This window comes from Uliginosibacterium sp. 31-16 (assembly GCF_030730865.1).
Taxonomy (GTDB): Bacteria; Pseudomonadota; Gammaproteobacteria; order Burkholderiales; family Rhodocyclaceae; genus Uliginosibacterium.
Window position 1 is genome coordinate 576,681 of record NZ_JAVALZ010000001.1, and the last position, 23,267, is coordinate 599,947.

General features: G+C 65.0%; 21 protein-coding genes. 13 read left to right on the plus strand and 8 right to left on the minus strand.

The features are described 5' to 3' along the window. Positions 1 to 6 precede the first annotated feature (6 nt). The 3 genes from Q9Q94_RS02695 to Q9Q94_RS02705 are packed head-to-tail and all read left to right on the plus strand — an operon-like array spanning position 7 to position 2,604. Complete coding sequence (locus Q9Q94_RS02695; protein ID WP_305978477.1) at positions 7 to 1,107, plus strand: ABC transporter ATP-binding protein; 1,101 nt, start codon at positions 7 to 9, stop codon at positions 1,105 to 1,107. Beyond that, positions 1,104 to 1,877, plus strand: a complete 774-nt coding sequence (locus Q9Q94_RS02700) for an ABC transporter ATP-binding protein (protein ID WP_305978478.1) — start codon at positions 1,104 to 1,106, stop codon at positions 1,875 to 1,877. The genes Q9Q94_RS02695 and Q9Q94_RS02700 overlap by 4 nt, the downstream gene beginning before the upstream one ends. Further along, entirely contained in the window at positions 1,867 to 2,604 is a 738-nt protein-coding gene (locus Q9Q94_RS02705; RefSeq protein WP_305978479.1) for an ABC transporter ATP-binding protein, read from the plus strand. The genes Q9Q94_RS02700 and Q9Q94_RS02705 overlap by 11 nt, the downstream gene beginning before the upstream one ends. A gap of 180 nt (positions 2,605 to 2,784) precedes the next feature. On the opposite strand, the gene Q9Q94_RS02710 is transcribed toward Q9Q94_RS02705, so the two are convergent. Genes Q9Q94_RS02710 through Q9Q94_RS02730 form a run of 5 tightly spaced genes read right to left on the minus strand, consistent with a single transcriptional unit; the run spans position 2,785 to position 9,491 of the window. Then, the gene (locus Q9Q94_RS02710) at positions 2,785 to 3,792 is read right to left on the minus strand and encodes a hypothetical protein (protein WP_305978480.1); all 1,008 of its coding nucleotides are present in this window, start codon (positions 3,790 to 3,792) and stop codon (positions 2,785 to 2,787) included. Positions 3,793 to 3,818: 26 nt separating this feature from the next. Next, positions 3,819 to 5,453 (minus strand): S8 family serine peptidase, encoded by a 1,635-nt coding sequence (locus Q9Q94_RS02715; protein WP_305978481.1) that lies wholly within the window; start codon positions 5,451 to 5,453, stop codon positions 3,819 to 3,821. Then, positions 5,450 to 6,052 carry a sigma-70 family RNA polymerase sigma factor gene (locus Q9Q94_RS02720; RefSeq protein ID WP_305978482.1) on the minus strand — a complete coding sequence of 201 codons (603 nt, stop codon included), beginning with the start codon at positions 6,050 to 6,052 and terminating at the stop codon, positions 5,450 to 5,452. The genes Q9Q94_RS02715 and Q9Q94_RS02720 overlap by 4 nt, the downstream gene beginning before the upstream one ends. A gap of 8 nt (positions 6,053 to 6,060) precedes the next feature. After that, the gene (locus Q9Q94_RS02725) at positions 6,061 to 6,570 is read right to left on the minus strand and encodes a hypothetical protein (RefSeq protein ID WP_305978483.1); all 510 of its coding nucleotides are present in this window, start codon (positions 6,568 to 6,570) and stop codon (positions 6,061 to 6,063) included. Between the two features lie 56 nt (positions 6,571 to 6,626). Beyond that, entirely contained in the window at positions 6,627 to 9,491 is a 2,865-nt protein-coding gene (locus Q9Q94_RS02730) for a caspase family protein (protein ID WP_305978484.1), read from the minus strand. 310 nt (positions 9,492 to 9,801) lie between these two features. Between Q9Q94_RS02730 and Q9Q94_RS02735 the strand changes: the two genes are divergently transcribed. Further along, positions 9,802 to 11,010 (plus strand): glycosyltransferase, encoded by a 1,209-nt coding sequence (locus Q9Q94_RS02735; RefSeq protein WP_305978485.1) that lies wholly within the window; start codon positions 9,802 to 9,804, stop codon positions 11,008 to 11,010. A gap of 133 nt (positions 11,011 to 11,143) precedes the next feature. Here the strand turns inward: Q9Q94_RS02735 and Q9Q94_RS02740 are convergent, their stop codons facing one another. Then, positions 11,144 to 11,656 (minus strand): hypothetical protein, encoded by a 513-nt coding sequence (locus Q9Q94_RS02740; RefSeq protein ID WP_305978486.1) that lies wholly within the window; start codon positions 11,654 to 11,656, stop codon positions 11,144 to 11,146. Positions 11,657 to 11,770: 114 nt separating this feature from the next. Here Q9Q94_RS02740 and Q9Q94_RS02745 point away from each other — a divergent pair, with 114 nt between their 5' ends. Further along, complete coding sequence (locus Q9Q94_RS02745; RefSeq protein ID WP_305978487.1) at positions 11,771 to 12,961, plus strand: class I SAM-dependent rRNA methyltransferase; 1,191 nt, start codon at positions 11,771 to 11,773, stop codon at positions 12,959 to 12,961. A gap of 80 nt (positions 12,962 to 13,041) precedes the next feature. Further along, on the plus strand, positions 13,042 to 14,100 hold the full coding sequence (locus Q9Q94_RS02750; protein ID WP_305978488.1) for a glycosyltransferase: 1,059 nt from the start codon (positions 13,042 to 13,044) through the stop codon (positions 14,098 to 14,100). A gap of 102 nt (positions 14,101 to 14,202) precedes the next feature. Here the strand turns inward: Q9Q94_RS02750 and Q9Q94_RS02755 are convergent, their stop codons facing one another. Both Q9Q94_RS02755 and Q9Q94_RS02760 read right to left on the minus strand, forming a co-directional pair. Next, a complete protein-coding gene (locus Q9Q94_RS02755; RefSeq protein WP_305978489.1) occupies positions 14,203 to 15,258 on the minus strand; it encodes a glycosyltransferase family 9 protein in 1,056 nt (351 codons plus the stop codon). After that, on the minus strand, positions 15,255 to 16,619 hold the full coding sequence (locus Q9Q94_RS02760) for an O-antigen ligase (protein WP_305978490.1): 1,365 nt from the start codon (positions 16,617 to 16,619) through the stop codon (positions 15,255 to 15,257). The genes Q9Q94_RS02755 and Q9Q94_RS02760 overlap by 4 nt, the downstream gene beginning before the upstream one ends. 165 nt (positions 16,620 to 16,784) lie before the next feature. Here Q9Q94_RS02760 and Q9Q94_RS02765 point away from each other — a divergent pair, with 165 nt between their 5' ends. The 7 genes from Q9Q94_RS02765 to Q9Q94_RS02795 all read left to right on the plus strand — a co-directional run bounded on the left by Q9Q94_RS02765 (position 16,785) and on the right by Q9Q94_RS02795 (position 23,236). Next, positions 16,785 to 17,930, plus strand: a complete 1,146-nt coding sequence (locus Q9Q94_RS02765) for a glycosyltransferase family 4 protein (protein ID WP_305978491.1) — start codon at positions 16,785 to 16,787, stop codon at positions 17,928 to 17,930. A 79-nt stretch (positions 17,931 to 18,009) separates the two neighbouring features. Then, positions 18,010 to 18,378: a diacylglycerol kinase gene (locus tag Q9Q94_RS02770; protein WP_305978492.1), complete on the plus strand. Its 369-nt coding sequence runs from the start codon at positions 18,010 to 18,012 to the stop codon at positions 18,376 to 18,378. A 127-nt stretch (positions 18,379 to 18,505) separates the two neighbouring features. Beyond that, positions 18,506 to 19,711: a glycosyltransferase family 1 protein gene (locus Q9Q94_RS02775; RefSeq protein WP_305978493.1), complete on the plus strand. Its 1,206-nt coding sequence runs from the start codon at positions 18,506 to 18,508 to the stop codon at positions 19,709 to 19,711. Between the two features lie 223 nt (positions 19,712 to 19,934). Beyond that, positions 19,935 to 20,870 carry a carbohydrate kinase family protein gene (locus Q9Q94_RS02780; protein ID WP_305978494.1) on the plus strand — a complete coding sequence of 312 codons (936 nt, stop codon included), beginning with the start codon at positions 19,935 to 19,937 and terminating at the stop codon, positions 20,868 to 20,870. A gap of 14 nt (positions 20,871 to 20,884) precedes the next feature. Continuing rightward, complete coding sequence (locus tag Q9Q94_RS02785) at positions 20,885 to 21,445, plus strand: hypothetical protein (protein ID WP_305978495.1); 561 nt, start codon at positions 20,885 to 20,887, stop codon at positions 21,443 to 21,445. A 130-nt stretch (positions 21,446 to 21,575) separates the two neighbouring features. After that, positions 21,576 to 22,334 carry a GNAT family N-acetyltransferase gene (locus tag Q9Q94_RS02790; protein WP_305978496.1) on the plus strand — a complete coding sequence of 253 codons (759 nt, stop codon included), beginning with the start codon at positions 21,576 to 21,578 and terminating at the stop codon, positions 22,332 to 22,334. A gap of 74 nt (positions 22,335 to 22,408) precedes the next feature. After that, complete coding sequence (locus Q9Q94_RS02795) at positions 22,409 to 23,236, plus strand: 1-acyl-sn-glycerol-3-phosphate acyltransferase (RefSeq protein ID WP_305978497.1); 828 nt, start codon at positions 22,409 to 22,411, stop codon at positions 23,234 to 23,236. The last annotated feature ends 31 nt before the right edge of the window (positions 23,237 to 23,267 follow it).

Here is a 23,267-nt window from a genome sequence, read left to right on the forward strand (position 1 = left end):
ACATAAATGAACGAACTCGCCGTAGCAATCCCCTGGCTGGGCAGCCGCAACCCGAAGGCCGCGCGCAGCGTGGTGCTGGCGCTGATGCTGATTGCCCCGCTGATTGCCGCCCTGTGTGGCAACACCTGGGTGCGCATTCTCGACTTTGCGCTGCTCTATGTAATGCTGGCTCTGGGCCTGAATCTTGTCGTCGGTTTTGCCGGCCTGCTTGATCTGGGCTACATCGCCTTCTATGCCGTGGGCGCCTACACCTGGGCCTTCCTCGCCTCGCCGCACTTTGGCCTGCACCTGCCGTTCTGGCTGGTGCTGCCTGCCGGCGCCGGTTTTGCGGCACTGGCCGGGCTGATCCTCGGCGCCCCCGTGCTGCGTTTGCGTGGCGACTATCTCGCCATCGTGACGCTGGGCTTTGGTGAGATCGTGCGCATCTTCATGAACAACCTGAACTACCCGATCAACATCACCAACGGGCCGCAGGGCGTGAACATGCTGGACTCGCTGAACCTGTTCGGCTGGGATGTTTCGCGCCACATCCCGATCACCGACAACTTCAAGATCAACTCGCTGGTGATGTTCTACTACGTGTTCCTGCTCTTCGTGGTCGGCTCGGTCATCGTCATCCGCCGCCTGCAGGTTTCGCGCATCGGCCGCGGCTGGGCAGCCATCCGTGATGACGAACTGGCCGCCAAGGCCATCGGCATCAACACCCGCAACATGAAACTGCTGGCCTTTGCCATGGGCGCCACTTTCGGCGGCGTAGCCGGCGGTCTGTTCGGCAGCTTCCAGGGCTTCGTGTCGCCGGAATCCTTCTCGCTGATGGAGTCCATTGCGATCCTGACCATGGTGGTGTTCGGTGGCATGGGCAATCTGGGGGGCGTAATCATCGGAGCGATAGCCCTGTCGCTGCTGCCGGAAATCCTGCGCAGCGTGGCCTTGCCGGTGCAGCATGCGATCTTCGGCCATGTGATCCTTGACCCCGAAGTGCTGCGCATGCTGCTGCTGTCGCTGGCCATGATCCTCATGATGCTGATCCGCCCGGCTGGCATGCTGCCCGCCCACGCACGCTACTCACGCCCGGAATTGGCCTCTGCCGGAAAGGGCAAGCAATGAGCATCACCCTTCTCGAAACCCAGAACATCAGTAAACGTTTCGGCGGACTGCAAGCCCTCACCGATGTGTCACTGACCATCAAGAAGGGCGAAATCTACGGCCTGATCGGCCCGAATGGCGCCGGCAAGACCACCTTCTTCAATGTGCTGACTGGCGCCTATACGCCGAATGGTGGCGAATTCATCTTTGCCGGCTCGGAGCTGCCCACCGGTACCCCGCACGTGGTGGTGGAGCGCGGCATCGCGCGCACCTTCCAGAACATCCGCCTGTTCCGCGAAATGACCGCGCTGGAGAACGTGATGGCGGGCCACCACCTGCGCTCGGATTCGAGCCTGTGGGGCATCCTCACCCAGAACCGTCACACCCGCGAGGAAGAGCGCCTAATTACCGAGCGTGCCTTCGAGATGCTGCGCTATGTCGGCATCGAGCATCACGCCACGACCCTGTCGCGCAATCTGTCCTACGGCGACCAGCGCCGTCTGGAAATCGCCCGCGCGCTGGCCACCGAGCCACAGCTGCTGGCGCTGGATGAGCCGGCTGCGGGCATGAATGCCACCGAGACCGCGCAGCTGCGCGAGCTGATCTCGACGATCCGCCACGATGGCGTGACCGTGCTGTTGATCGAACACGATGTAAAACTGGTGATGGGCCTGTGCGACCGCGTCGCCGTACTGAATTTCGGCAAGAAGATCGCCGAAGACGTGCCGGCCGTGGTGCAGAAGAACCCCGATGTGATCGAAGCCTATCTGGGAAGCAGCCATGCCCACTGAAATCAAAGCACCCATTCTGCGTCTGCACGACGTGCAGATCGCCTACGGCCAGATCCAGGCCGTCAAGGGCATCGCCCTCGACGTCTATGCCGGCGAACTCGTCTGCCTAATCGGTGCCAACGGTGCCGGCAAGACCACGACCCTGAACGCCATCTCCGGCACTCTGCCCATCCGCGGCGGCAGCCTGCAATTCCAGGGGCAGGACATCACCTCCCTGCCCGCCCACCTGCGCCTGCGCGCGGGCATCGCGCTGGTGCCGGAAGGTCGCGGCATCTTCACCCGCCTGTCGGTGGAAGAGAACCTGCGCATGGGCGCTTACACCCGCGACGACAAGGACGGCATCGAGGCCGATCTGGAGCGTGTCTACACCATGCTGCCGCGCGTCAAAGAACGTCTGGCGCAAGTCGCCGGCACCCTCTCCGGTGGCGAGCAGCAGATGGTCGCGATCGGCCGCGCTTTGCTGTCGCGCCCCAAACTGCTGCTGCTGGACGAACCTTCGATGGGGCTGGCTCCACTGGTGGTGGAAAAGATTTTCGAAGTCGTGCAGACCGTGGTGAAGGAAGGCATGAGTATCCTGCTGGTCGAGCAGAACGCCAATCTCGCCCTTGAGTTCTCGCAGCGTGGCTACGTCATGGACGGCGGCAAGATCACCCTGGCCGGCAGCGGCGAGGATCTGCTGAACGATCCGAAAGTGCGCAGCGCCTATCTGGGCGAAGAAGCGGCCTGAGCGGCATCTGTTCTGGCAATACCCGAAGAGCCGCTCCCGGCGGACCTCTTCGGGCACCACGCCTGAAGAAGGCCGCCACGAGCGGCTGTCCAGCATGGCCGCCTCAAGACCGCCACCACACGCGGCTTGCGGGCACACGACAAGCGAGCCGGTCGCCCCACAGCAGTTGCTCAGTTTCGCCTACTTCGTTGCCTCATCCGGCGCCAGGGGCTGCTTGAAATCCACGAACACCAGGTCGTCGTCCACCGCGTACAGGCGACATTCGCCCCCATGGTTGATCTTCGTGCACGCGGCCAGCGCTTCGGCATACGGGCGCAGGGACTGGGCCGTCCGATAGGAACAGCCAGCACTACTGCTGATGGCAAAGGCTCGCGGGCTGTCAAAGCGCAGGAACTCCGCGTACAGCCTGTTGCAACCGTCACTCACCTTCGTGCCGGGCGCATCACTGACGCGCCCCTCCACCGCCTTCGGCCGGGCCATGTCGGGCCGCTCCTTGAGCACTTCGCCGTCACGGAACAGTTCGGCACTGGTGATGATGCCCAGTTGCAGGGCGTCCGTATCGGTCACCGCCTCACAGTAAGGCACGGTCTGGCGCTCCCCCCAGCAATGCATCACCGAGCCTTTGGATGTTCTGGCGGCCGGATGAAAGATCATCTTACTTTCCGTCGCCGGACTCGTACTCTGCAGCAGCGGCTGGTGCTGCGGACGCGTCTGTGGATACGACAGCTTCGAGTGATTGCGCCACCAGTCCATCAGGTTCGACCACGATTCACCACGATCCTCGCCTGCCGTATCCGGGAACTCGCCCGCGGCAATGGTCAGGCGCACATACGTGGCCTCGGGGCGGGTTTCACCGCTGAACAGGCGTTCCTTGCCCGCCATGAACATCATCGGGCACACCAGACCGGCGCAAACCCCATGCACCACGGTTCTCACCCCGGCTTTCTCGATGATGCCGGCCAGCTCGCGCCCCCGGCTCCAGCCACCGCCACTCGGGCCGCGCAGGATCACGGTCTGGATCTCCGGAGTCAGCGCCTCCCGCAGGCGTGCTTCATCCCCGCTCGCATAGGCGCTGTGAATGATCATCACCCCCGAGCGCTTGAAGAAAACCATCGCCTCGGCCGGCCCCGCGAACAAGGCACACACCAGCAACAGCAGCCCCATCAATCCCGACAGTCCCGTGTTCATGCGGCCTCCCCTCCTGATCACTGCACTCATCTTGTCATCCCCTCTTTTTCTGCACCGGCCGCGCCTGGCACCCGCCTGCTCCGGGTCAGATCCAGCACACCCCAGCGGGCCGAGGCATCGTCAGCCGGTCTTGCCGCCTGACGCAGTACCTGACGCAAAGCCTCGCCCTGCAAGGCCGGATCAGCCCCCAGCAAGAGCGCGGCAAACCCTGTCACGAGCGGTGCCGCCGCCGAAGTCCCGATGAACCCGCTGACAGGAATCTGCGCCAGCAACTCCGGTTTGGCACGCCCGTCTTCGGTCGGCCCCCGGGCGCTGAAGGGCGCACTGCCCAATCCGTCCGGAGCCGCCGCCCCGACCGTCACGGCCGCCGCAGCGGTGCCCGGCGAGCCCAGACTGCCTTCGCGCTGGAAAGGCCGCATGCGTGCGGCTCCCTGCACGAAAACATGCACATCGCCCGGTGCGGCCAGGCGGGTTGCCCGCAGCCCCAGCAGGTAATGGCCGGGCTGCAGAACGCGCCCCAGCACTTCAACCGGGCGCACCGCACCAGCCGCTTGGACGGTATCGGCTTGCGCCAGCAGTTCGCTGCGGCCATCCGCCGCAACGGCATACAGAAACACATCCAGATCGGCCGCCGAACCGTTCCAGGGCGTCCAGTTCAGATCAATGCTGACGGGCCCGGCCTGGGTCACCTCAAACACCAGCAGATCGCCCTGTCCTGCCACGCCGCCATCCACCCAGCCATTGCGATTGGTGTCCGCAATCCGCCCGCGCCAATGCTGCTGCGCATGATTGCCCGCCGCCACGATGGTGGTGTGTCCTTGTCGTGCCAACCGGGCAATCATCTGGTCCAGTGGCGCCGAGCCATCCAGCGCCGACAGATAGCCACTGGCTGAAATGTTGATGAGCTGTGCGCCCTGCGCCGCCAGCCACTGTGCAGCGGCCAGCACCTGACCTTCACCGGCATTGCGGCCATCACCCACGCTGGCCAGCAGAAGTGAGGCTTCAGGGGCCATCTGCTGGATCAGGCGTGCGCATTCGATGCCGTGAGCGGAGCCCTCGAATACGCTAGCGCCGGGCTTGCCGGCACGCTGTGCCAAAGGCGGCGCGAGGCCTGCCGCGGCATAGCCGGCAAAACCGAAATCGATGATTCCGACACGCACCCCGCGCCCGTTGCGGGCACGTTGCTGCAGCGCCAGCAGGGCCTCAGGCAAGGCAGCAGGCTCCGCCCCGCCCTCCCGGTTCAGCGCCTGCCCGCTGAGAACCGCCTGGGCTTCGATCAGACGGATGCCTTTGCCGGTGCGTGCCAGACGCTCAATCTGGTTGGCGGGCAGACTGGCATACACCATCTTGCCCTGCTGCACCTCCAGCATCCCTCCCATGCGCTGCAGCTCAGCCAGCCATGCCGGCTTCGCCTCGCCTTGCAAGGTAATCCGCACGGCTAGCGGCTCTGCCGCCAGCGCGCCGGTGTATTGGTCCAGAATCTCGGTCAGAGCGGAGCTGACACGCGGCAAAGCCCGGAGCGGCGCACGGCGCAGCAGCGGAGCAGGCGCCTCGATGCTGCGCGCGGCCTGCAATACCGCATCCGGCACCGGCCATGAGGCCTCCTGCCCCCAGGCCAGCGTGCCAAGCAGCACCAGCACGCATGCAATCACGCACTTCATGCCGGAGCCTCGCCCGCGGTGGCCAGTCCGAGCAGGCTTTCGCGGATCTTGCGCACGCCATAGCGCAGACGGCTCTTCACGGTTTCGCGACTGGTTTCGGTGAGATGCGCAATTTCTTCCAGCGTGAGTTCGCCTTCAAAATGCAGCAGCACGGCCTCCCGCTGCGGCCCCGGCAGCGCCTCGATGGCGTCGATCAGGCAGGCGGCATTTTCGCGGCGCAAAGCATGCACTTCGGGCTGCCAGGTTGCCGCTGCGGCGACCTGCAAGGCCTCGCCGGTTTCATCCTCTTCAAGACTCTGCTCGATCCCGGCCAGCTTGCCATGACTGCGCAGGTAGTCGATGACCCGGTTCTGCACGATGCGATACAGCCAGGTCGTGAAGCGTGCACTGACGACGTAGCTCTCCGCCGCCGCGATGATCTTCATCCAGATTTCCTGACACAGCTCTTCTGCCACGCCGGCATGGCGACATTGCCGCAGCGTCATCCGGTATACCGCATTCTTGTGGCGGGTATACAGGAGCTCGAATGCGGCAAAATCACCGGCGCTGAAGGCCAGCATCAGAGTCTCATCGCTCAGTTCCGCGGGGGAAGGAGTCACTGCCGTCCTCATCTGGGCGCCACGCCGGGCAAGCCTGCCAGGGTTGCCGCACAACCAGCCTGCCCAAGTCGCGCAATCTCATCCTGCAGGGCCTGGGCAGAGGCCGTCTCCGGCGTCACACGCAGTCGGCAGGGATCTGTCGCCTGCGTGCTGGCAGGAGCTTGCGCCGGTACTTGCAGCACGGGCAAGGGCGACACATCACCCTGCACCGCGGGCTCGCTCAGGCTTGCCGGCTGCAACAGGTTGGCGTCTGCACCGGTCTGCCCGCGCAAACCGCTCACGTTCATGACCACCAGCAGCAATCCGCTCACCGCCAGCCAGGCGCCACCGATGCGCCAGAAACGCTGTCGCCGGGAATGCTCACGTGCCGCCAGACGCCGGTCGGAGTGCACCCGGGCGGCCGCCAGAACCCGCGCATCCAGCGCCGCCGGACTTCCCACGGCCCGGCACGCCTCCCGATACTGCGCAGCAAATGGAGGCAGTTCAGGGATTTCAGCTTCTGCAGGTTCAACAGCCATGATGCTTCTTTCGTAAGTGCTCTTGCCGGTTCAACGCAGCGTAACGGTCAATGGGGTCAGGGTGTCGCAGGCGGCAGCACGGCAACCGGGAAGTCCGGCACCCCCTGCGGAATGATCGTGACCGGCGTCTGCTTGCCCCCGGTCAGTGCCTTGACTCGCTCGGAGACATAGAAATCCAGCATCTTGTGGGTGATGCGCCCGGTCTTCTGGAAGTCTGCCGCGCCGTTGAGTCCTTCGACCAGCGCCTTGGTGAACGCGCCGTTGCCCCAATCCCGATTCTCCAGCGAATACTGCCGGCCAGTGGAGGCCGAAAATACGATGACACCGTTCTCGGCACTGGCCAGTTCGTTGATCATTGCCGCCATGTCACCGACCCCGGCGCGGCGTGCGCTCCCCAGCACGCTGCCGGCATGGCAGGTGTCGATGAAGAACAGCGCCTTGCCCGGCAAGGCCGCCAGGGTGTTGCGGATTTCGTGATAGATCACCGCGCTGCGCTTGAGGCGCTCCGGGTCGCCTCCCCAAGGCAGGAAGTAGTAGGTGCCATCGTTGTCCGTCACGCCATGACCGGCGAGGAACATCACGCCCACATCTCGGTGCGTGACCTGTCGACGCAGCCATTCAAGGCCATCGAGGATTTCATCGCGCGTAGCCTTTTCATCACTGATCGCCCGCACCTCGACATCCCGGTAAAGCACACCACTTCCGCGCTTGAGGGCCGTCACGAAATCGCGTGCATCCTTGGCCGCAAAATCGAGTTTGAGGGCCGCCTGCGGATAGGCCGAAATACCAACGGCCAGCACGTAAAGCTTGGGGCGAACGGTCTGCTGTGCCCAGGACGGCTCCTGCCAGCGCACCTGCACCGGCGCAGGTGTGGACACGCCATTACGGTTCTCGGCAAACACCAGGATTTCGCTGTCATGCCGCGGCACCGGCACATCGATTTCGTGGATCAGCTCCGGTGTGCGCCCGCTCAGGGTATCGAAACGTGGCAGGGCCACCTCCACCGCCTGCCCCGCCACGCGTACACGCAAACCGGTAGGCGGCGCATCGCCGAGCGAACGGATCGCCAGCCGCAGATGGACCACCGGCAAGGAGGTTTCAACCTGCCGTCCCGGCTCCAGAATGGCGACCACCGGCGGCGCAATCTGCTCGATGCTGGTCGCCGCCGGCGCAACCGGCGGCGTCGGATTCAGAGCCCGCTCAACCTGATCAGCGCGCCGGAATTTGTCGCGAAAGCGGCTGGCCGGGAAAAAATCCGGGGCCACATCACCTTGCGTCGTCAGCAGCCAGCCGAACAGGTTCTCACCCCCTTCACTGGCCTTGTAGTACCCGGCGGGCGTCCACATCACCCAGCGACTGCCATCGGAATGCGGAAACAGGCGCAGCACTTCACGCCCGTCACGCGCCCGCAACCAGTGCAGGGTGCCATCACCATTGGCCGAAACCACCCATTGCCCATCGCCAGACCAGGCTACCTGACGGATCGGGCCAGGAACCGTATTGCTCCACAGGCGCTTGCCCTCGGCATCAAAACTGTACAGACGGGTGTCCGTTCCGATCACCACACGCTGACCATCCTCGCTGACCGCTGCCGCGCGCGCCTCCTCCTGATCAAACAAGGCCAGCGGCTGGCCGTTGAATACCGGCCGGTTCTCGCCGCGCCACTCACCACGCAGACCTGCAACACTGCTGCGTACTTTCTGCAAGTCTGCCGGCAGCTGATCCAGCCGCCCCGCCACCAAGTCAAAGGCCGTCGGTGCAGCACCGGCCTTGAGCGCGATCGCCACCTGGCGTCCATCAGGCGAAACCTGCAAGCCTCCAGCACGGAAATCGGTCAATGGGGAGCGGCGCTCGCCCAGAGTTTTCCCCTCGGCTGACAGCAGCAGCCAGGTCTGATCCATGCCTGCCACCGCCAGGCGCCCATCCGGCAGAGCCTGCAAGGCCACCACGGTATTCGCCGAGGCCGGGATATCGGCAAATCCGCCACGCCCGCCGTGCTCCCAGCAGCGGAGCATGCTGCGCCCGCTGCGCATCCAGCGCCCGCCCGCGCACAGCCGGCCGCCATCGGCCGACCAGGTCACATTCTGCAGATTGCTGGGATCCTGCTTGCTGCGCCGCTCGGCACCCTCGCTATTGGGCACCCAGGCAGTCAGCAGATCCGCAGCCTGCAGCACATACACCATCGCCGTATCCATGAAACCGACGGCAACATGGCGTCCATCCGGCGAGAAGCGCAGATGACCAGGCCGGGCTCCGCCAGGAATCTGGCGCAGGCTGTCACGCTGCAGGCCGCTGTCGGTAAGCCGGTAACGCCGCACCCGGCCGTCCAGACTGGCAGAGGCCAACTGACTGCTGTCCGGGCTGAAATCCAGCCCCGTCACCGTGCCACGATAATCCGCATCGGCCGCAAACCAGGCCCCGCTGCGCATGTCGAACAGCAGCACCCCCCCTTTGGCATTGAGGCCCGCCGCCAGATAGCGACCATCCGGCGACCAGGCCAGCGTCTCCACACCCTGTTCCAGACCGGGTAGAACCTGCTGCAAGCGCGCCGTGCTGCGTTCGAAGATGTAGATGGAGTAGTGTTTTGCCGCCGAAAAACTGCGCCCGGTCAGGCCAGCCAATGCAATCCGCTCGCCGTCCGGCGAGATCGCCACGGCGCGCAAGGCCCCCTCGGTGCCTTCGCGCGCAGGCACCCGCAGGACTGACAGCAAGCGGCTGTCCTCGAGATTCCAGACCCGCGCCGACTTGTCCTCGCCAGCAGTCACCAGCCAGCGCCCCTCGGCATCGGCCGCCGCATCAACAATGCGCGCGCTGTGCATGCTCGCTTCGAGCATCAGTTGGGGCAGCACCTCGGCGCGGCCGAACGGCAGGCCCCCCAGACACAGACAACTCAGCAGGAACAGACGCAGAAAACGGGGCATGGGCAGGGATGACGGTCAGACAAGCACTCGGCGGAACAACGCGAAAACTGTATTGCCGGGGGTCAGGCACCGGAAGAAATTCCGGTGTTTTCGAGAACATCGCAAGGATGTGTAAAGGCCCATACTGCGGCGCAATAAACTGTGATGTAATTCACGCTTTTCTCGTTTCTGGCTAACCCCGCTCACGCTTTCACAGCGTTCAATCGGGCAAGAGCACGCCAGAAAGCACGCCTTTGCTGACTACTATTATTACATCCCCCCCAAGCGTTGCCACCACCTCGGGCCAGAAATCCGGCCAGTGGGAGCACATATGAAAATAGGTCTGCTGATTGACTCCATGATCGGTGGCGGCGCCGAGCGCGTCTCGCTGAATCTGGCCGAAGGCTTCCTGCGTCAGGGTCATGAGCCGCACCTCATTCTTCTGCGCGACCAGATTCAGCATGCCCTGCCGGCAGATCTGCCGGTGCACGCCCTGTCAGGAAGCGAGGCCCCCAGCCGCCATCGTCTGCTCAACAAGCTGCAGATGGCCTGGCGCCTTCGCACGCTGGTCAAGCGTCTGGAGGCAGACGGCGAGCCTTTCGCCTTCTTCATTTCCAGCGCGGAAGAGATGGATCACCTCTCGGCCCTGGCGGGCCTGCACGACGTGTACATCCGCTATCGCAATTCGATGGTCGAGTTCTATCGCAACAAGCTGGCCAGCCGGACAGGCATCAAACGCCTGTTTCGCCGCCTGAAATGGGGCCTGATCCTGCGTCTGTTCTACGACAGGCGACGCCTGATCACGGTCGCCAAGGCACTGCAGCAAGAGATCGTCGGGCAGATGGGGCTGCAGCCTGCCAGCATTGCCACGATCTACAACCCCTTTGATTTCGAGAGCATCCGGGCCCAGGGCGCTGCCTACCCCGTGCCGCTGACCGAGCCCTACGTGGTTTACGCCGCGCGCTTCACGCCGCGCAAGCGTCAGGATCTGTTGCTGCGCGCCTTTGCCCGCAGCCATACACGTCACACGCACAAGCTGGTCCTGCTCGGCGATACCTACAGCCAGCATGAACGCGGCTGGTATGAACAGTTGCTGGCCCTGATCGAGGAACTGGGTCTGCAGGATCGCGTGGTGCTGCCCGGCTTCCAGACCAATCCCTATCCGTGGATCAGGCATGCCGCCCTGTTCGCCATGTCTTCCGACAGCGAAGGCCTGCCGACAGTATTGATCGAAGCACTGATTCTCGGCACACCGGTCGTGAGTACCGATTGCCCGACCGGCCCGCGCGAAATCATGACCGGCGAGCTGGCACGCTTCCTGTGCCCGCGCGACAACCCAGCGGATCTGGCAGATCGCATCGATGCTGCGCTGACCAGTTACCCGGAAATCTCCGACGCGCTGCTGCGCCGCTTTCACTGCGACTACGCCATCAGCCGCTATCTGCAGCACTGCAGCAAGGGCCCGCTACCGCCCGCAAAGCAGGGCCGGGTGCGCGGTATTCCTGGCGGCACACTGATTCCGCCGTATCACCCGCGTTAAATCCTGCCCATCTGCTGAAGAAGCGCCTCCCGCCTGCCTCTGCAGACACCCTGCGGTGAGAGGGCCGCGGGGCGCGGCTCTCCAGACATGCCACACGGAAAGGCCGTCACAGTGCGGCTTTCCAGGCAGGCGTTCAAATCCCTGCGGCGGGCAGGTCGGCGTTGCCCATCACGCACATCCAGGTCATCTGCAGCACGCGGGCATCAGCACTGGCCCGATGGCGCTCAACCTGCAGGCTTTGCTGCACATCGTCGCGGATGTCCTTCCAGCGGCGGGCTTCGATTTCAGGGGTGATCCGTGCCAGATGATCCACCCGATAGGTCGGTGGCACCCGGGCCGCCTCATGCAGGGTGGCCAGCCAGGCGTAGTCATGCGCCCAGGAGTCGGAATAGACGGTCTGGCCATGCAGCAGCGCGTTCAGCCGGATCGCCACCGACAGTGGCGGCAGCCCGTGCTGCGCAAGGGCTTCACGGCTGATCCCGTGCATCGCCTCAGCCGCAGGGTCCCAGTGCGTCCACTCCGCCACCGGCTGGATCAGGGCGCAGTAGCTGCGGCCATCGGCCAGTACGCAACCAATCTCGATGGGGTAACTGCCAGCACCGAAGCCGGAGGCTTCCACATCGATGATGGCAGGCGGCTGGAGCATGAGATTCGCGTTCAGAAAAGGGTGGCAGATGATTGCATGAGGCGGAACACTACCCCCATCAGTGTTTTCCGCTACGATTCGCACCCTTCCAGACACATTCCCCGGACCCCGATCATGGCCGAACTGATTCTCGCCCCCGGCAAGGAGCGCTCCGTGATGCGCCGCCATCCGTGGATCTTCGCCGGCTCGGTAGCCAAGCTGGCGGGCCGATCCAAACCGGGCGACACCGTCGAGGTATACAACGAGCGCGGCCAGCTGATGGGCCGTGCGGCCTACTCGCCGGAATCGCAGATCCGCGCGCGGATGTGGAGCTTCGATGCGGACGAATCCATCGACCACGGCTTCTTCAAGCGCCGCGTGGCGGCCTGCGTGGCGCGCCGCGCCGCCCATCCACATCTCGCCCAACAGGACGGTGTACGCCTGATCCACGGCGAGTCCGACGGTCTGCCCGGCGTGATCGCCGACCGCTTTGGCCCGGTCGTGGTGCTGCAACTGACCAGCGCGGGCGGCGAGAAGTGGCGGGACGCCATCATCGCCGGCCTCGTCCAGGCCACCGGCTGCGAGTGTGTATACGAACGCTCGGATTCCGACGTACGCAAGCTCGAAGGCTTGGAACCGCGCAGCGGCGTGGCTTACGGCACATTGCCTGAGGGCGCGCTGACCATCGTGGAAAACGGCGTACGCATGGAAGTCGACGTGGTGAGCGGCCACAAGACCGGCTTCTACCTCGACCAGCGCGACAACCGCCTGCTCACCGGCGAGCTGAGCCGTGGCCGCAGTGTGCTCAACTGTTTCTGCTACACCGCCGGTTTCTCGCTGCAGGCACTGGCGGGCGGCGCGACCAGCACCCTGTCCATCGACTCCTCCGGCCCGGCGCTGGAAGCCGCCAGGCGCAACCTCGCCCTGAATCCGCAACTCGACGCCGGCCGCGCCGAATGGCGCGAAGACGACGTGTTCGAAGCCCTGCGCGCGCTGCGCAAGGAAGAACGCAAGTTCGACCTGATCATCCTCGACCCGCCCAAGTTCGCGCCCTCGGCGGCCCACGCCCAGCGCGCCGCCCGCGCCTACAAGGACATCAACATCCTCGGCTTCCGCCTGCTCAACCCGGGCGGCATCCTGATGACCTACTCCTGCTCCGGCGGCATCGGCCAGGAGCTGTTTCAGCAGATCGTCGCCGGCTCGGCCGTGGATGCCGGCGTCGATGCGCGCATCATCCATCGCCTCTCGGCCGGACCGGATCATCCGATCGGCCTCGCGGTGCCGGAAGGCGAATACCTCAAGGGTCTGGCTTGCCAGATTGATTGAAAACGAAGAGCGGGAAGCCGGAAAAACATCGCACAACGTACCCGCTCCAGCACCTCACTCACCACGCCTCATACTTCCCCATGTCCCAACCCACGATCCTCATCAGCTTCCCCTTTGTAGAAGGTGGTGGTGCCTGGCACATCCCCCTGGGTGGCGCCTGCGTTGAAGCACTGAAAGGTCTCGGCTTCAATGTCGGGATGTTCAATCCGGTCGTCGAGGCCAGGCGCGGCTTCGGCTGGAAGATGCTGGAGCGCAGCGCCGTACTCGGTGGTCGGCTGATCGGCCGCTCGAAGGCAGACACCAAGTCGCGCCTGCCCTGGCTGGAGGAAGCACAACGCTTCGACGGACTGATAGCCAAAGCACATGCGCTGCGCCCGGACTATCTGCTGGTAATCAGTACCTTCACCTATCCGCAACGCGTTCTGGAAGCCTTGCGGCAGGAGGCTGGCGTGAAGAAAACCATCGGCTGGTGCGTAGAGGGGCCGACCTGGATCGGCAAACCCAATCGCGAAGCCGAACTCTACGACCACTACTTCTGCATCCACCGCAGCGGCATCACTAATCCGAAAATTCGGTACCTGCCGGCGCTGGGCTTCGATGCCTCGGCCTACTCCCGGCTTGAAGGCCAGGCCAAGATGCACGATCTGGTTTTCGTCGGACGCGAAAAGAAGCGCCGGGTGGAATGGCTAATGCCCCTGCGAGAGCTGAGCCTGAAGGTGTACGGACCGGAGTGGGGCCACACTCCGCTGGCCGCACATCAGGTGTCGGAAGGGGTCTTCGGACACGAGCTGAACCTGCTCTACAACCAGGCGAAAATCGTGCTCAACGTCTCCGCCTGGGAAAATGGCGGCACCGGCGGCAGCGCGCTGAACCTGCGCATCTTCGACGTACCGGCCACCGGCAGCCTGCTGCTGACTGACTACGCGCCGGGCATCGAGGAATATCTGGAGCCGGACAAGGAAGTGGTGGTCGCCCATTCGCCCGCAGAAATGCGCGACAAGGCCCTGTATTACCTCGCCCATGACGCCGAACGCGAGCGCATTGCGCGCGCTGGCTGGGAAAAAGTGCGGCAGCTGGAAACCTATCCGCAGAAAATGCGCCGCCTGCTGGAAGCCTGCAATATCCCTCTGCCGGGCTGAGAGCCGCATCTGGCGGGCTTCTTCAGCCCCTCGTCAGAGAGAAGCGCTCCCCGCCTTAGTTTCCAGACAGGCACGCCTGAAATCAAGGCGGGAAGCGGCTCTTCAGCCTGCCCGCCGCGCGGAAATTGCCGGCCATAGCGCATCGAGCGCGGCCAGAGCCTCGGCACAACTCACGTCCGCCACCTCTCGCGACGCCGGTTGCATGACGCGATGCTCCACGCCCCAAGGACGCCAGGTGGTGACATCGGACTGGCCGAAGAAGCAGGCGATCGGCAAACCGAGCGCGGCACCGATGTGCATGGCGCCGCCGTCGCTGCAGAGCATGCCCTCGCACACCGAGAGGCCGCCGATCAGCTCCTGCAGATGGCTGGTAGGCCAGGGCAGCAAGGGGAAATCCGCAGGCAGGCCGGCACGGATGGCGGCCGCCTTGCGGTCGTCGCCGGGATGCATCGGGTTGTGCTCGTCGCCGGGTGACCAGAACAGCATGAATTGCACGTCGCGCTGCGCGGCGAGCGTCTTGAGCACTTCGATAAAATGCTCCACCGGCCAGCGCTGGCTGGGCTTGCGCGCGCTGATATGCACGGCGAGCGTGGGGCGCGTGGCGTACCAGGTCTGGGCCTGCAACAGATCGCATGCGCGCTGTTGCTCGGCCGGATCGGGCCGCAGGACTTCCGGCCCGGCCGGCGGCTGGATATCCAGCGGAGCCAGCAAGCTGAAGAGATGCTCCACCTCGTGCCCGCTGCGCGGCTTGGGCTCGGTGACACGCAGGTCGATCAAATCCGCCCCTGCGACACTGGCGTCGTAAAAGCCGAGCACGTGCTGTGCGCCGATCAGTTTCGCGAGCCGCAGCGGGCGCTTCAGGCACCCCCCATTGGCCAGCACGATCAGGTCGTAGCGGGTGCGGCGCAATTGCCACATCAGGCGCAGGCGTCGCCAGGTCACCCCGATCAGGCTTTCGTCCGCGGCACGATGCTTGGCCTTGGTGTAGGCGCAGGCGAGGTTCAGATCCGGGTTGTGCGCCACCACCGGCAGGTTGTAGCTGTTGACCAGCGCATCGATCTGCGCGGCAGGGTAACGCAGGCGCAGCGCCCGGATCAGCGGGGTGGTGCACACCAGATCGCCAATGTTGTCGCGACGGATGACAAGGATGCGCTTCACGCTTTGGACTCCTGATGGTCGGCCATGCTGGCGGCGCACAGCAGACCGATGACGAACATGGCCTGTTCCAGCATGTGATCCCGCACGATACCATCCACAGCGGCACGCAGCAGGTAGCTCAGCGTGAAGATCGCCAGCGCCAGCCCGGCCGGATCACGCGTGGCGCGCCAGCGCCGCCAGCCATGCAGGCTCAGCCACAGCAGCGCGCCAATGAACATCACACCGCCGGGAATGCCGGTGGCCATGGTGAAATCGAACAGGCCGGCGTGGGCGTGGCCGGTAGCGGTATTGTCAGCACCGTAGTGCTTCATCAGCGCTCGCCGGAATGCGTTGCGGTCATAACCCGTACCCAGCGGGTATTCGGCGATCATGCTGCACACGCCCTTGATCCAGGCGATCCGGTTATAGGCGGAATGATCCACCGGCACGCCCTGCGCATTCACCGGGCGCGGGTTCTTCACCTGATCAATCCACCAGGTGTTGTGCTCGGTATCCCAGGCGATGCGCGCCGAATCGGCAAAATTCGTCCAGCGCTGATCCAGCGCCAGATTCGCTGCCATGGCCCCGGCCACCAGTGCCAGCACCAGTGTCGCCAGAGCTCCGCGACGCAGGCGCTGCCGCCGGGTCGCCGAAGCCCCGATGAGCGCCACAATCGCCAGGCCGACTTCCACGGCCATGACCGGCAGGGCATTGCGGGTCATGGTTGCCACGGTCAAGGCGATGCAGGCCAGCACGCTCACCCACAGCCAGCGTGTGGCCAGAGGCAGCAGGCGCACGCCACCGGCAAAGCGCGCCACGCCATCGGCGAGCAACAGCGCCAGCAAACCGGTGCCGAGATAACTCACCATGTCGCGCGACCCAACCCGGGTTGCCGCCTGCATGACGGTCACCAGCGGCTGCGACCAGTCCTTCAGCAGCACATTCAGGATCAGGTGCAGCGCCCAGGCCGCGGCCACCCCGAGCAGCCAGAACCGCCAGCGCGCCGCCGGCCTGGCCGATCGCGGCGCGCACACCAGCGCGAGCCCCAGCAGCAGGCAGAGCATGGCCTTGAACCACTGCACGGACTCATACCAGGCACGCCCGGCATCCCATGCAAAAAACAGGTTGTGCAGCACGATCCAGAGCGTCAGCATGCCCAGCAGCAGGATCGCTCCATGGCCGAACTCGCGGCGCAGTGCCGGCAGGTCGAGGCGGATGAACGGCAGCATGCTGATCAGCAGCAGCAGCAAGCCATGGCGCAAGGCGATGGTGCCGGTGACCGACCAGACGAACATCAGGGCCGCTTCAAGCAGTGCGGCGCCAAGAAGCAGGCGCCGTTCAGAAGCGCTCAGAGCAGAGAGAAACGACTGAAGACTGGACATGGATACTTGCCGGAAAAGACCGGCATACACAGGAAGGGCGCCAGTATACGCGCAATCCCGACGCGCCCGCGGCACGCCCCGGGCGACGCGATAACAGGTAGCATGCGGGCGCAAGCGGACAGTGCTCATGCCTGTCCGGCAGCCGAATCCTGATGTGAGGCCCTGATGAAAGCAGTCACCTATACCCCCCACGGCGCATTGCCGGATCTGCGCGGTTTCGCCCCGGCCATCGTGGCGGCGGAGATCTCGAAACGCCTGGGCTTCACCCGCAACATCCACGTCACGGCGCGCGAGGCCGGTCTGGGCGAATTTGATCTGCATCCGGAACTGGGCGAGATCCGCCGGATTGCCGAAGGAGCGGCTTACACCCGCATGCGCAAGACCTTCCGCTTCGATCCACAGCCACTGCACGCGCGGCTTGCGCGCCTCTGCCAGGCGAACGAGATCGATCTCGTCCACGCACATCAGATCGAATTCCCGGTGGCAGATTTCCGTCGCCGTGTCGGCCGCGAAATGCCGGTCGTCATCCACGCCCATTCGGTGCGCAGCTGGAGCCCGGAACTGGGGCTGGCGGATCGCTACATCGCGGTGTCGTCGTTCACCCGCGAAAGCCTGATCGAACGCGGCTTCCCGGCCGAGCGCATCGAGGTGATCCCGAACGGTGCCGACACCGACCTGTTCTCGCCGGCCGACCCCACCACGCGCAACGGCCTGCGGATCGCGCTGGGCATCCCGGCGGAGAGCTTTGTGGTCGCTTATGTGGGACGCAAGCAGGCCTCCAAGGGCTTTGTGACCTTCCTGCAGGCCCTGCAGAATCTGGCCGCCCGCGGCCTGCAGGTGCAGGGCGTGTGTGCCGGCCCGACCCCGGCTGACACCCTGAAGGAAGAAGGCTATGCCGAACGCGAAGTGTTGCGCCGCAAGCTGATTGCCGACGGCCTGCTCATCGACCTGCCCGCCCTGCCGCATCACCAGCTGGTGAACGTCTATCGGGTGGCCGACGTGCTGCTGTTCGCCACCCGCTTCAAGGGCGAGCAACACCCGCTGGTGCTGATCGAGGGGCTGGCTACGGGCTGCGCCGTGATCACTTCGCGGCTCGCCGGCATCACCGAAACCGTGACGGACCGGGAACACGCCCTGCTGCTGGACGATGCCAGCGACGCACAGGAAGCCGCAACGCGGATTCTCGACATCGCCGCCCACCCGCAGCAGTACGCGGCCATGCGCGCCGCCGGCCGTGAGCAGGCCCGCAAGCGCTACGACTGGCGCACGATTGCCGGGCAGGTCGAAAAGATCTACTTCGCCCTGGCCTGAAGCAGACGGCCACCACCCGATTCACGTCGCTGCAATATCGACCCGCGATACTTGAACGTTACCCTCCACTGGTGCCCTCATGGAAAGTCCCTTCAAAGGCAAGACCGGCCTCGTCCGCATCTGGAACGCTTTCAACTATTCACTGGCCGGCCTGCGCGCCGCCTTGCAGCATGAGGATGCATTCCGCCAGGAAGTCCTGCTGGCCATTGTGCTGCTGCCGATTGCGGTGCTCTACCCGCACTCCGGCGTCGAGAAAGCCCTGCTGATCGCCTGCGTGCTGCTGGTCCTGATCGTCGAGCTGCTCAACTCGGCCGTGGAAGCCGTGGTCGACCGCGTTTCGCTGGAGCGCCATGAGCTGGCCAAGCGCGCCAAGGACATCGGCAGCGCCGCCGTGCTGCTCACCCTGATCAATCTGGCCGCCGTCTGGGGGCTGATCTTTTTCGGCTGAAAGCCGGCGCAGCGAGTCGTCACACGCCTGTCATGCGGCAGGCGCAGCATCCCGGCGCAGCGGGCTCCGGTGAGTCCGCACAGACCTTCACCGAGGGCCTTTGTCGATGGACACGCCGCGCTTGCTCATGCAGACCCTTGCCCCGGCGCGCCGCCAGCTGCGCATCGCGCTGGTCACCGAAACCTATCCGCCCGAAGTCAATGGCGTGGCGATGACCACTGGCCGCGTGGTGGATGGCTTGCTCGCGCTGGGCCATGAGGTTCACCTGATCCGCCCGCGGCAGAGCGCCGCAGAGCAGCCCGCACACGGCGGCAGCTTCGAGGAGATGCTGGCGCGCGGCATTCCGATCCCGAAATACGAGCATCTGAAGATGGGCATGCCGGCCCGTCAGGCCTTGATCCGGGCCTGGACAGCACGCCGGCCGGATGTCGTGCAGGTTGTCACCGAAGGGCCGCTGGGCTGGTCTGCCGTGGCGGCGGCGCGCAAGCTGAAGCTGCCGGTGATCACCGAATTCCACACCAATTTCCACAGCTACACGCGTTACTACGGCGTGGGCTGGCTCAAGCAGCCGCTGGCCGCCTGGTTGCGGCGCTTCCACAACAAGGGCGACCTGTGCCTTGCCCCCACCGAATCCTTGCGTGCCGAGCTGCAAGGCATCGGCTACAGCAAGGTTGAGGTCGTCGCCCGCGGCGTGGACACCCAGCTCTTCAACCCGCAACGCCGCAGCGCGGCCCTGCGCCAGAGCTGGGGCGCCAGCGACGATACGCTGGTCTGCGCCATCGTCAGCCGCCTCGCCCCGGAGAAGAATCTGGAGCTGGGCATCCGTGCCTTCGAGGCCATCCGCGCCCGGCGCCCCGATGCACGCCTTATCTTCGTCGGTGATGGCCCGGCCCGTGCACCGCTGCAGGCCCGCTACCCCGAACACGTCTATGCCGGCATGCGCAACGGTGAAGACCTGGCGGCGCACTACGCATCGGCCGATTGCTTCATTTTCCCCAGCCTCACCGAGACCTTCGGCAACGTGATCACCGAGGCGCTGGCCAGCGGCCTGCCGGTGCTCGGTTTCAATTACGCCGCGGCGGCCGAACTGCTCAGCGACGGCCACAACGGCCTGCTGGTGCCCTATGGCGACGAAGCTGCTTTCATCGAAGCCGCCAGTGGCCTGGTCCAGACCCCGCAACTGCTCGCCGCCATGCAGGCCCGGGCCCGCACCAGCGTGCTGCAGATCGACTGGCAGGCGGTCGTGCACCGCCTAGTCTGTGTGCTGGAACAGACTCTCAGCGCACACGAAAACCGGGTCAAGCTGCGCAACGATCTGCTGACGCAGGAATAGAGCCCGACAGCCTGCCCGGGGCATCCCCGGGAGCCGCTCCTGACGGGTCTTTCCAGCACGCCAGCCGCGAAAGCCAATACTGGCGGACCTGTGCAGCCGGATGGCCCGCTCAGGCCCGCCACATGCGCCTCTTCAGGCATGCCAACCCGGATCTCATAAGCCGGCCCGGTGCCCGCCCCCTCGGCTACAATGCCGGCTTCCCCAATTCATCCGGTTTCCGACCATGTCAGTTCTGATTTGCGGCTCGATGGCCTACGACACCATCATGGTGTTCCATTCCCAGTTCAAACGTCACATCCTGCCCGAGCAGATTCACATCCTGAATGTGTCTTTCCTCGTGCCGGAGATGCGTCGCGATTTCGGTGGCTGCGCCGGCAACATCGCCTGGTCGCTCAAGCTGCTCGGCGGTGATCCGCAGATCATGGCCACCGTCGGCGACGACGCCGGCCCGTATCTGTCACGCCTCGAGAAACTCGGCATCAGCACACGCTACATCCGAGAAATCGGCGACACCTTCACCGCCCAGGCCTTCATCACCACCGATCTGGACGACAACCAGATCACCGCCTTCCACCCCGGCGCCATGAGCTATTCGCACAAGAACCATGTGCGTGACGCCGACGGCATCAAGCTGGGCATCGTCTCGCCGGACGGCCGCGACGGCATGTTCCAGCACGCCCACGGTTTCGCGGCGGCAGGGCTGCCCTTCATCTTCGATCCGGGTCAGGGGCTGCCGATGTTCTCCGGCCCTGAATTGCTCGAATGCATCGATCTGGCCACGTATTGCACCCTCAACGATTACGAAGCCCGGATGGTCTGCGAAAAGACCGGGCTGAGCCTGGAAGTGCTCGCGGAACGTTTGCAGGGGCTGATTGTCACACTCGGCGCACAGGGTTCGCGCATCTACACTGAAGGCAGGGTGATCGAGGTTGCCACACCGCCGGCCAATGAGATCGTGGACCCGACCGGTTGCGGTGACGCCTACCGCGGCGGCCTGCTCTACGGCCTGTCGCACGGCTGGACGCTGGAGAAATCGGCGCAGCTCGCCTCGGTCATGGGTTCGATCAAAATCGCCCACCGCGGCGGGCAGAACTACAGTCCCTCGCGCGACGACATCGCTGCGCGTTTTGCTGCGGCCTTCGGGGCGCAGCCCTGGTAAAAAGGAAGCACGTCATGAAAAAACTCCTCATCCTTCTCGGCCTGCTGGCCAGCACCCTGGTTGCCACCGGCTGCGCCCGCAGCCTGGCTGGCGATTCGTATTCCCGCGAAGAAGCCCAGCGCCCGATCAGTTTCCGCGAAGGCACTCTCATTGAAATCCGCAAGGTGCGCCTGCAGGGCACCGACTCGAAGATCGGCCTGGGCTCCGGCGCAGTCGTCGGCGGCGTGGCCGGCAGCAGCGTGGGCCAGGGGCGTGGCGCCATCGTTGGCGCGGTGGTGGGCGCGGTGGTCGGTGGCATCGCCGGTGCCGCCGCCGAAGAAGGCCTGACGCGCGAAGACGCCTGGGAACTGACGGTCCGCATGAACAGCGGTGAAGCCATGGTGGTGGTGCAGGAAATCGGCAAGAACGAGAAGTTTGCCGTCGGTGACCGCGTCCGCGTCCTGCAAAGCAGCGGCAAGACCCGCGTTTCGCCGGCCGCGCCGCTGGCTCCGGCTCCCGCCAGTTCGGCCCCGGCAGCCGCCCCGGCCGGTCCGGGCAAGGCGCCGGCAGCCAGCAATGGTGAAGTCCGGCTCTGAGCCACTTCCACCCGCTGGCGGCCCTGCCAGCGGGTGTCACCCCTCTGCAACAAACACGTAACCGACGCGCAATACGCAACTCCTAGAGTGGCGCCAACGGGGATTCCCCCTCGCCACCCAAGGACACGCCATGCTGCACGCTGCCTCACAAGTCGTCGAACAGAAATCCCGCAATCTGTGGGTCGGGCTGGCCAGCTCGGAATCCGAAATCCTTGAAGCCCAGAAGCTGCGCTATCGCGTGTTCGGCGAGGAAATGGGCGCACGCCTGAACCCGCGCACGCCCGGTGTGGATCACGATCATTTCGATGCGCACTGCCAGCATCTGATCGTGCGCGACGAAAATCTCGGCCGCATCGTCGGCACCTACCGCATCCTGACCCCTGAAGCCGCCCGCAGGATCGGCAGCTACTATTCCGAAACCGAATTCGACCTGACCCGCTTCCAGCATCTGCGCGAGCGTCTGGTGGAAGTCGGCCGCTCCTGCATCGACGCGGAATACCGCACCGGCGCAGTGATCACCCTGCTGTGGAACGGCCTGTCGCGCTTCATGCTGGCCAACGGCTATGAATACATGATGGGCTGCGCCAGCATCGGCATGGCCGACGGCGGCCACAACGCCACCAACATCTACAACGCACTGCAGGACAAGCTGGCGCCGGTGGAATATCACGTCTTCCCGCGCAATCCGCTGCCGATCGAGCATCTGGCCACCGAGGTCAAGGCCGAAATCCCGCCGCTGCTCAAGGGCTATCTGCGTGCCGGCGCCCAGATCTGCGGCGCTCCGGCCTGGGATCATGATTTCAACACGGCCGACCTGCTGATCCTGCTGAACATGGCACGCGTGGATTCGCGCTACGCCAGGCACTTCGTCGAACGCCAGGGCGCCTGAAAGCAAATCGTCTGCGCCTGCGCGCACGGCAGCGGGTGTAAACTCGCCCGCTCCTGCGGCTTCTGCATGCTCTCGTGCCCATCTCCGTCTTCCGCGAACTCCGTGCTGTCTGGCGCCTGACCCGTGTGGTCGGGCTGGTGCTGCGCGGCATTTTCATGGTGCGTTTCCGCTTCCAGCACTGGAGCCCGGATCAGCGCCGTGCCCGCAAGCAGGACTGGTCACGCCGGCTGGTTGAAGCACTCGGCGTCAGCTTCGCGACGAACCGCACCGAGCTGCCTGCCGGCATCCTGATCGTGTGCAACCATATTTCCTGGCTGGATGTGTTCGTGATGAACGCGATCACCCCCACCACCTTCGTGTGCAAGGACGATGTGAAGGACTGGCCGGCCATCGGCTGGCTGGTCGAACACTCCGGCACCCTGTTCATCGAGCGCGGCAGCCGCACCGCTGCGGCCCGCTCGGCACAGGCGATGGCCGCACGCATGGCGGGAGAGGAGCGCGTGGCGGTCTTCCCCGAGGGCACCACCACGCAAGGCACATCCATGCTGCCTTTCCGGGCGGCACTGTTCCAGGCGGCGATTGATGCACAGGCACTGGTACAGCCGGCCAGCCTGCGTTACCGCGACGCGAACGGGGCGCCCTGCACCGCGCCGGCCTATGACGGCGATCTGAGTTTCGGCCAGTCGATGCTGAACATCGTGCGCGCCTCGGGCATCCGCGCCGAGCTGCGCTTTCTGGACGCGCTGGCGCCAGCAGACGAGCGCCGCGAACTGGCACGCCTGAGCGAAACGGCCATTGCCCTCGACCTGGGACTGCTGCTGAATCCGGGCGAGCAGGTCATGGACTGCGCGGCGCGCGGCCCCGCAGAAGCCCTGGAGCCCGCACCGGCGCGGATCAGCTGACCCGCTGAAGAGCCGCATGTGGCGGGCTTCT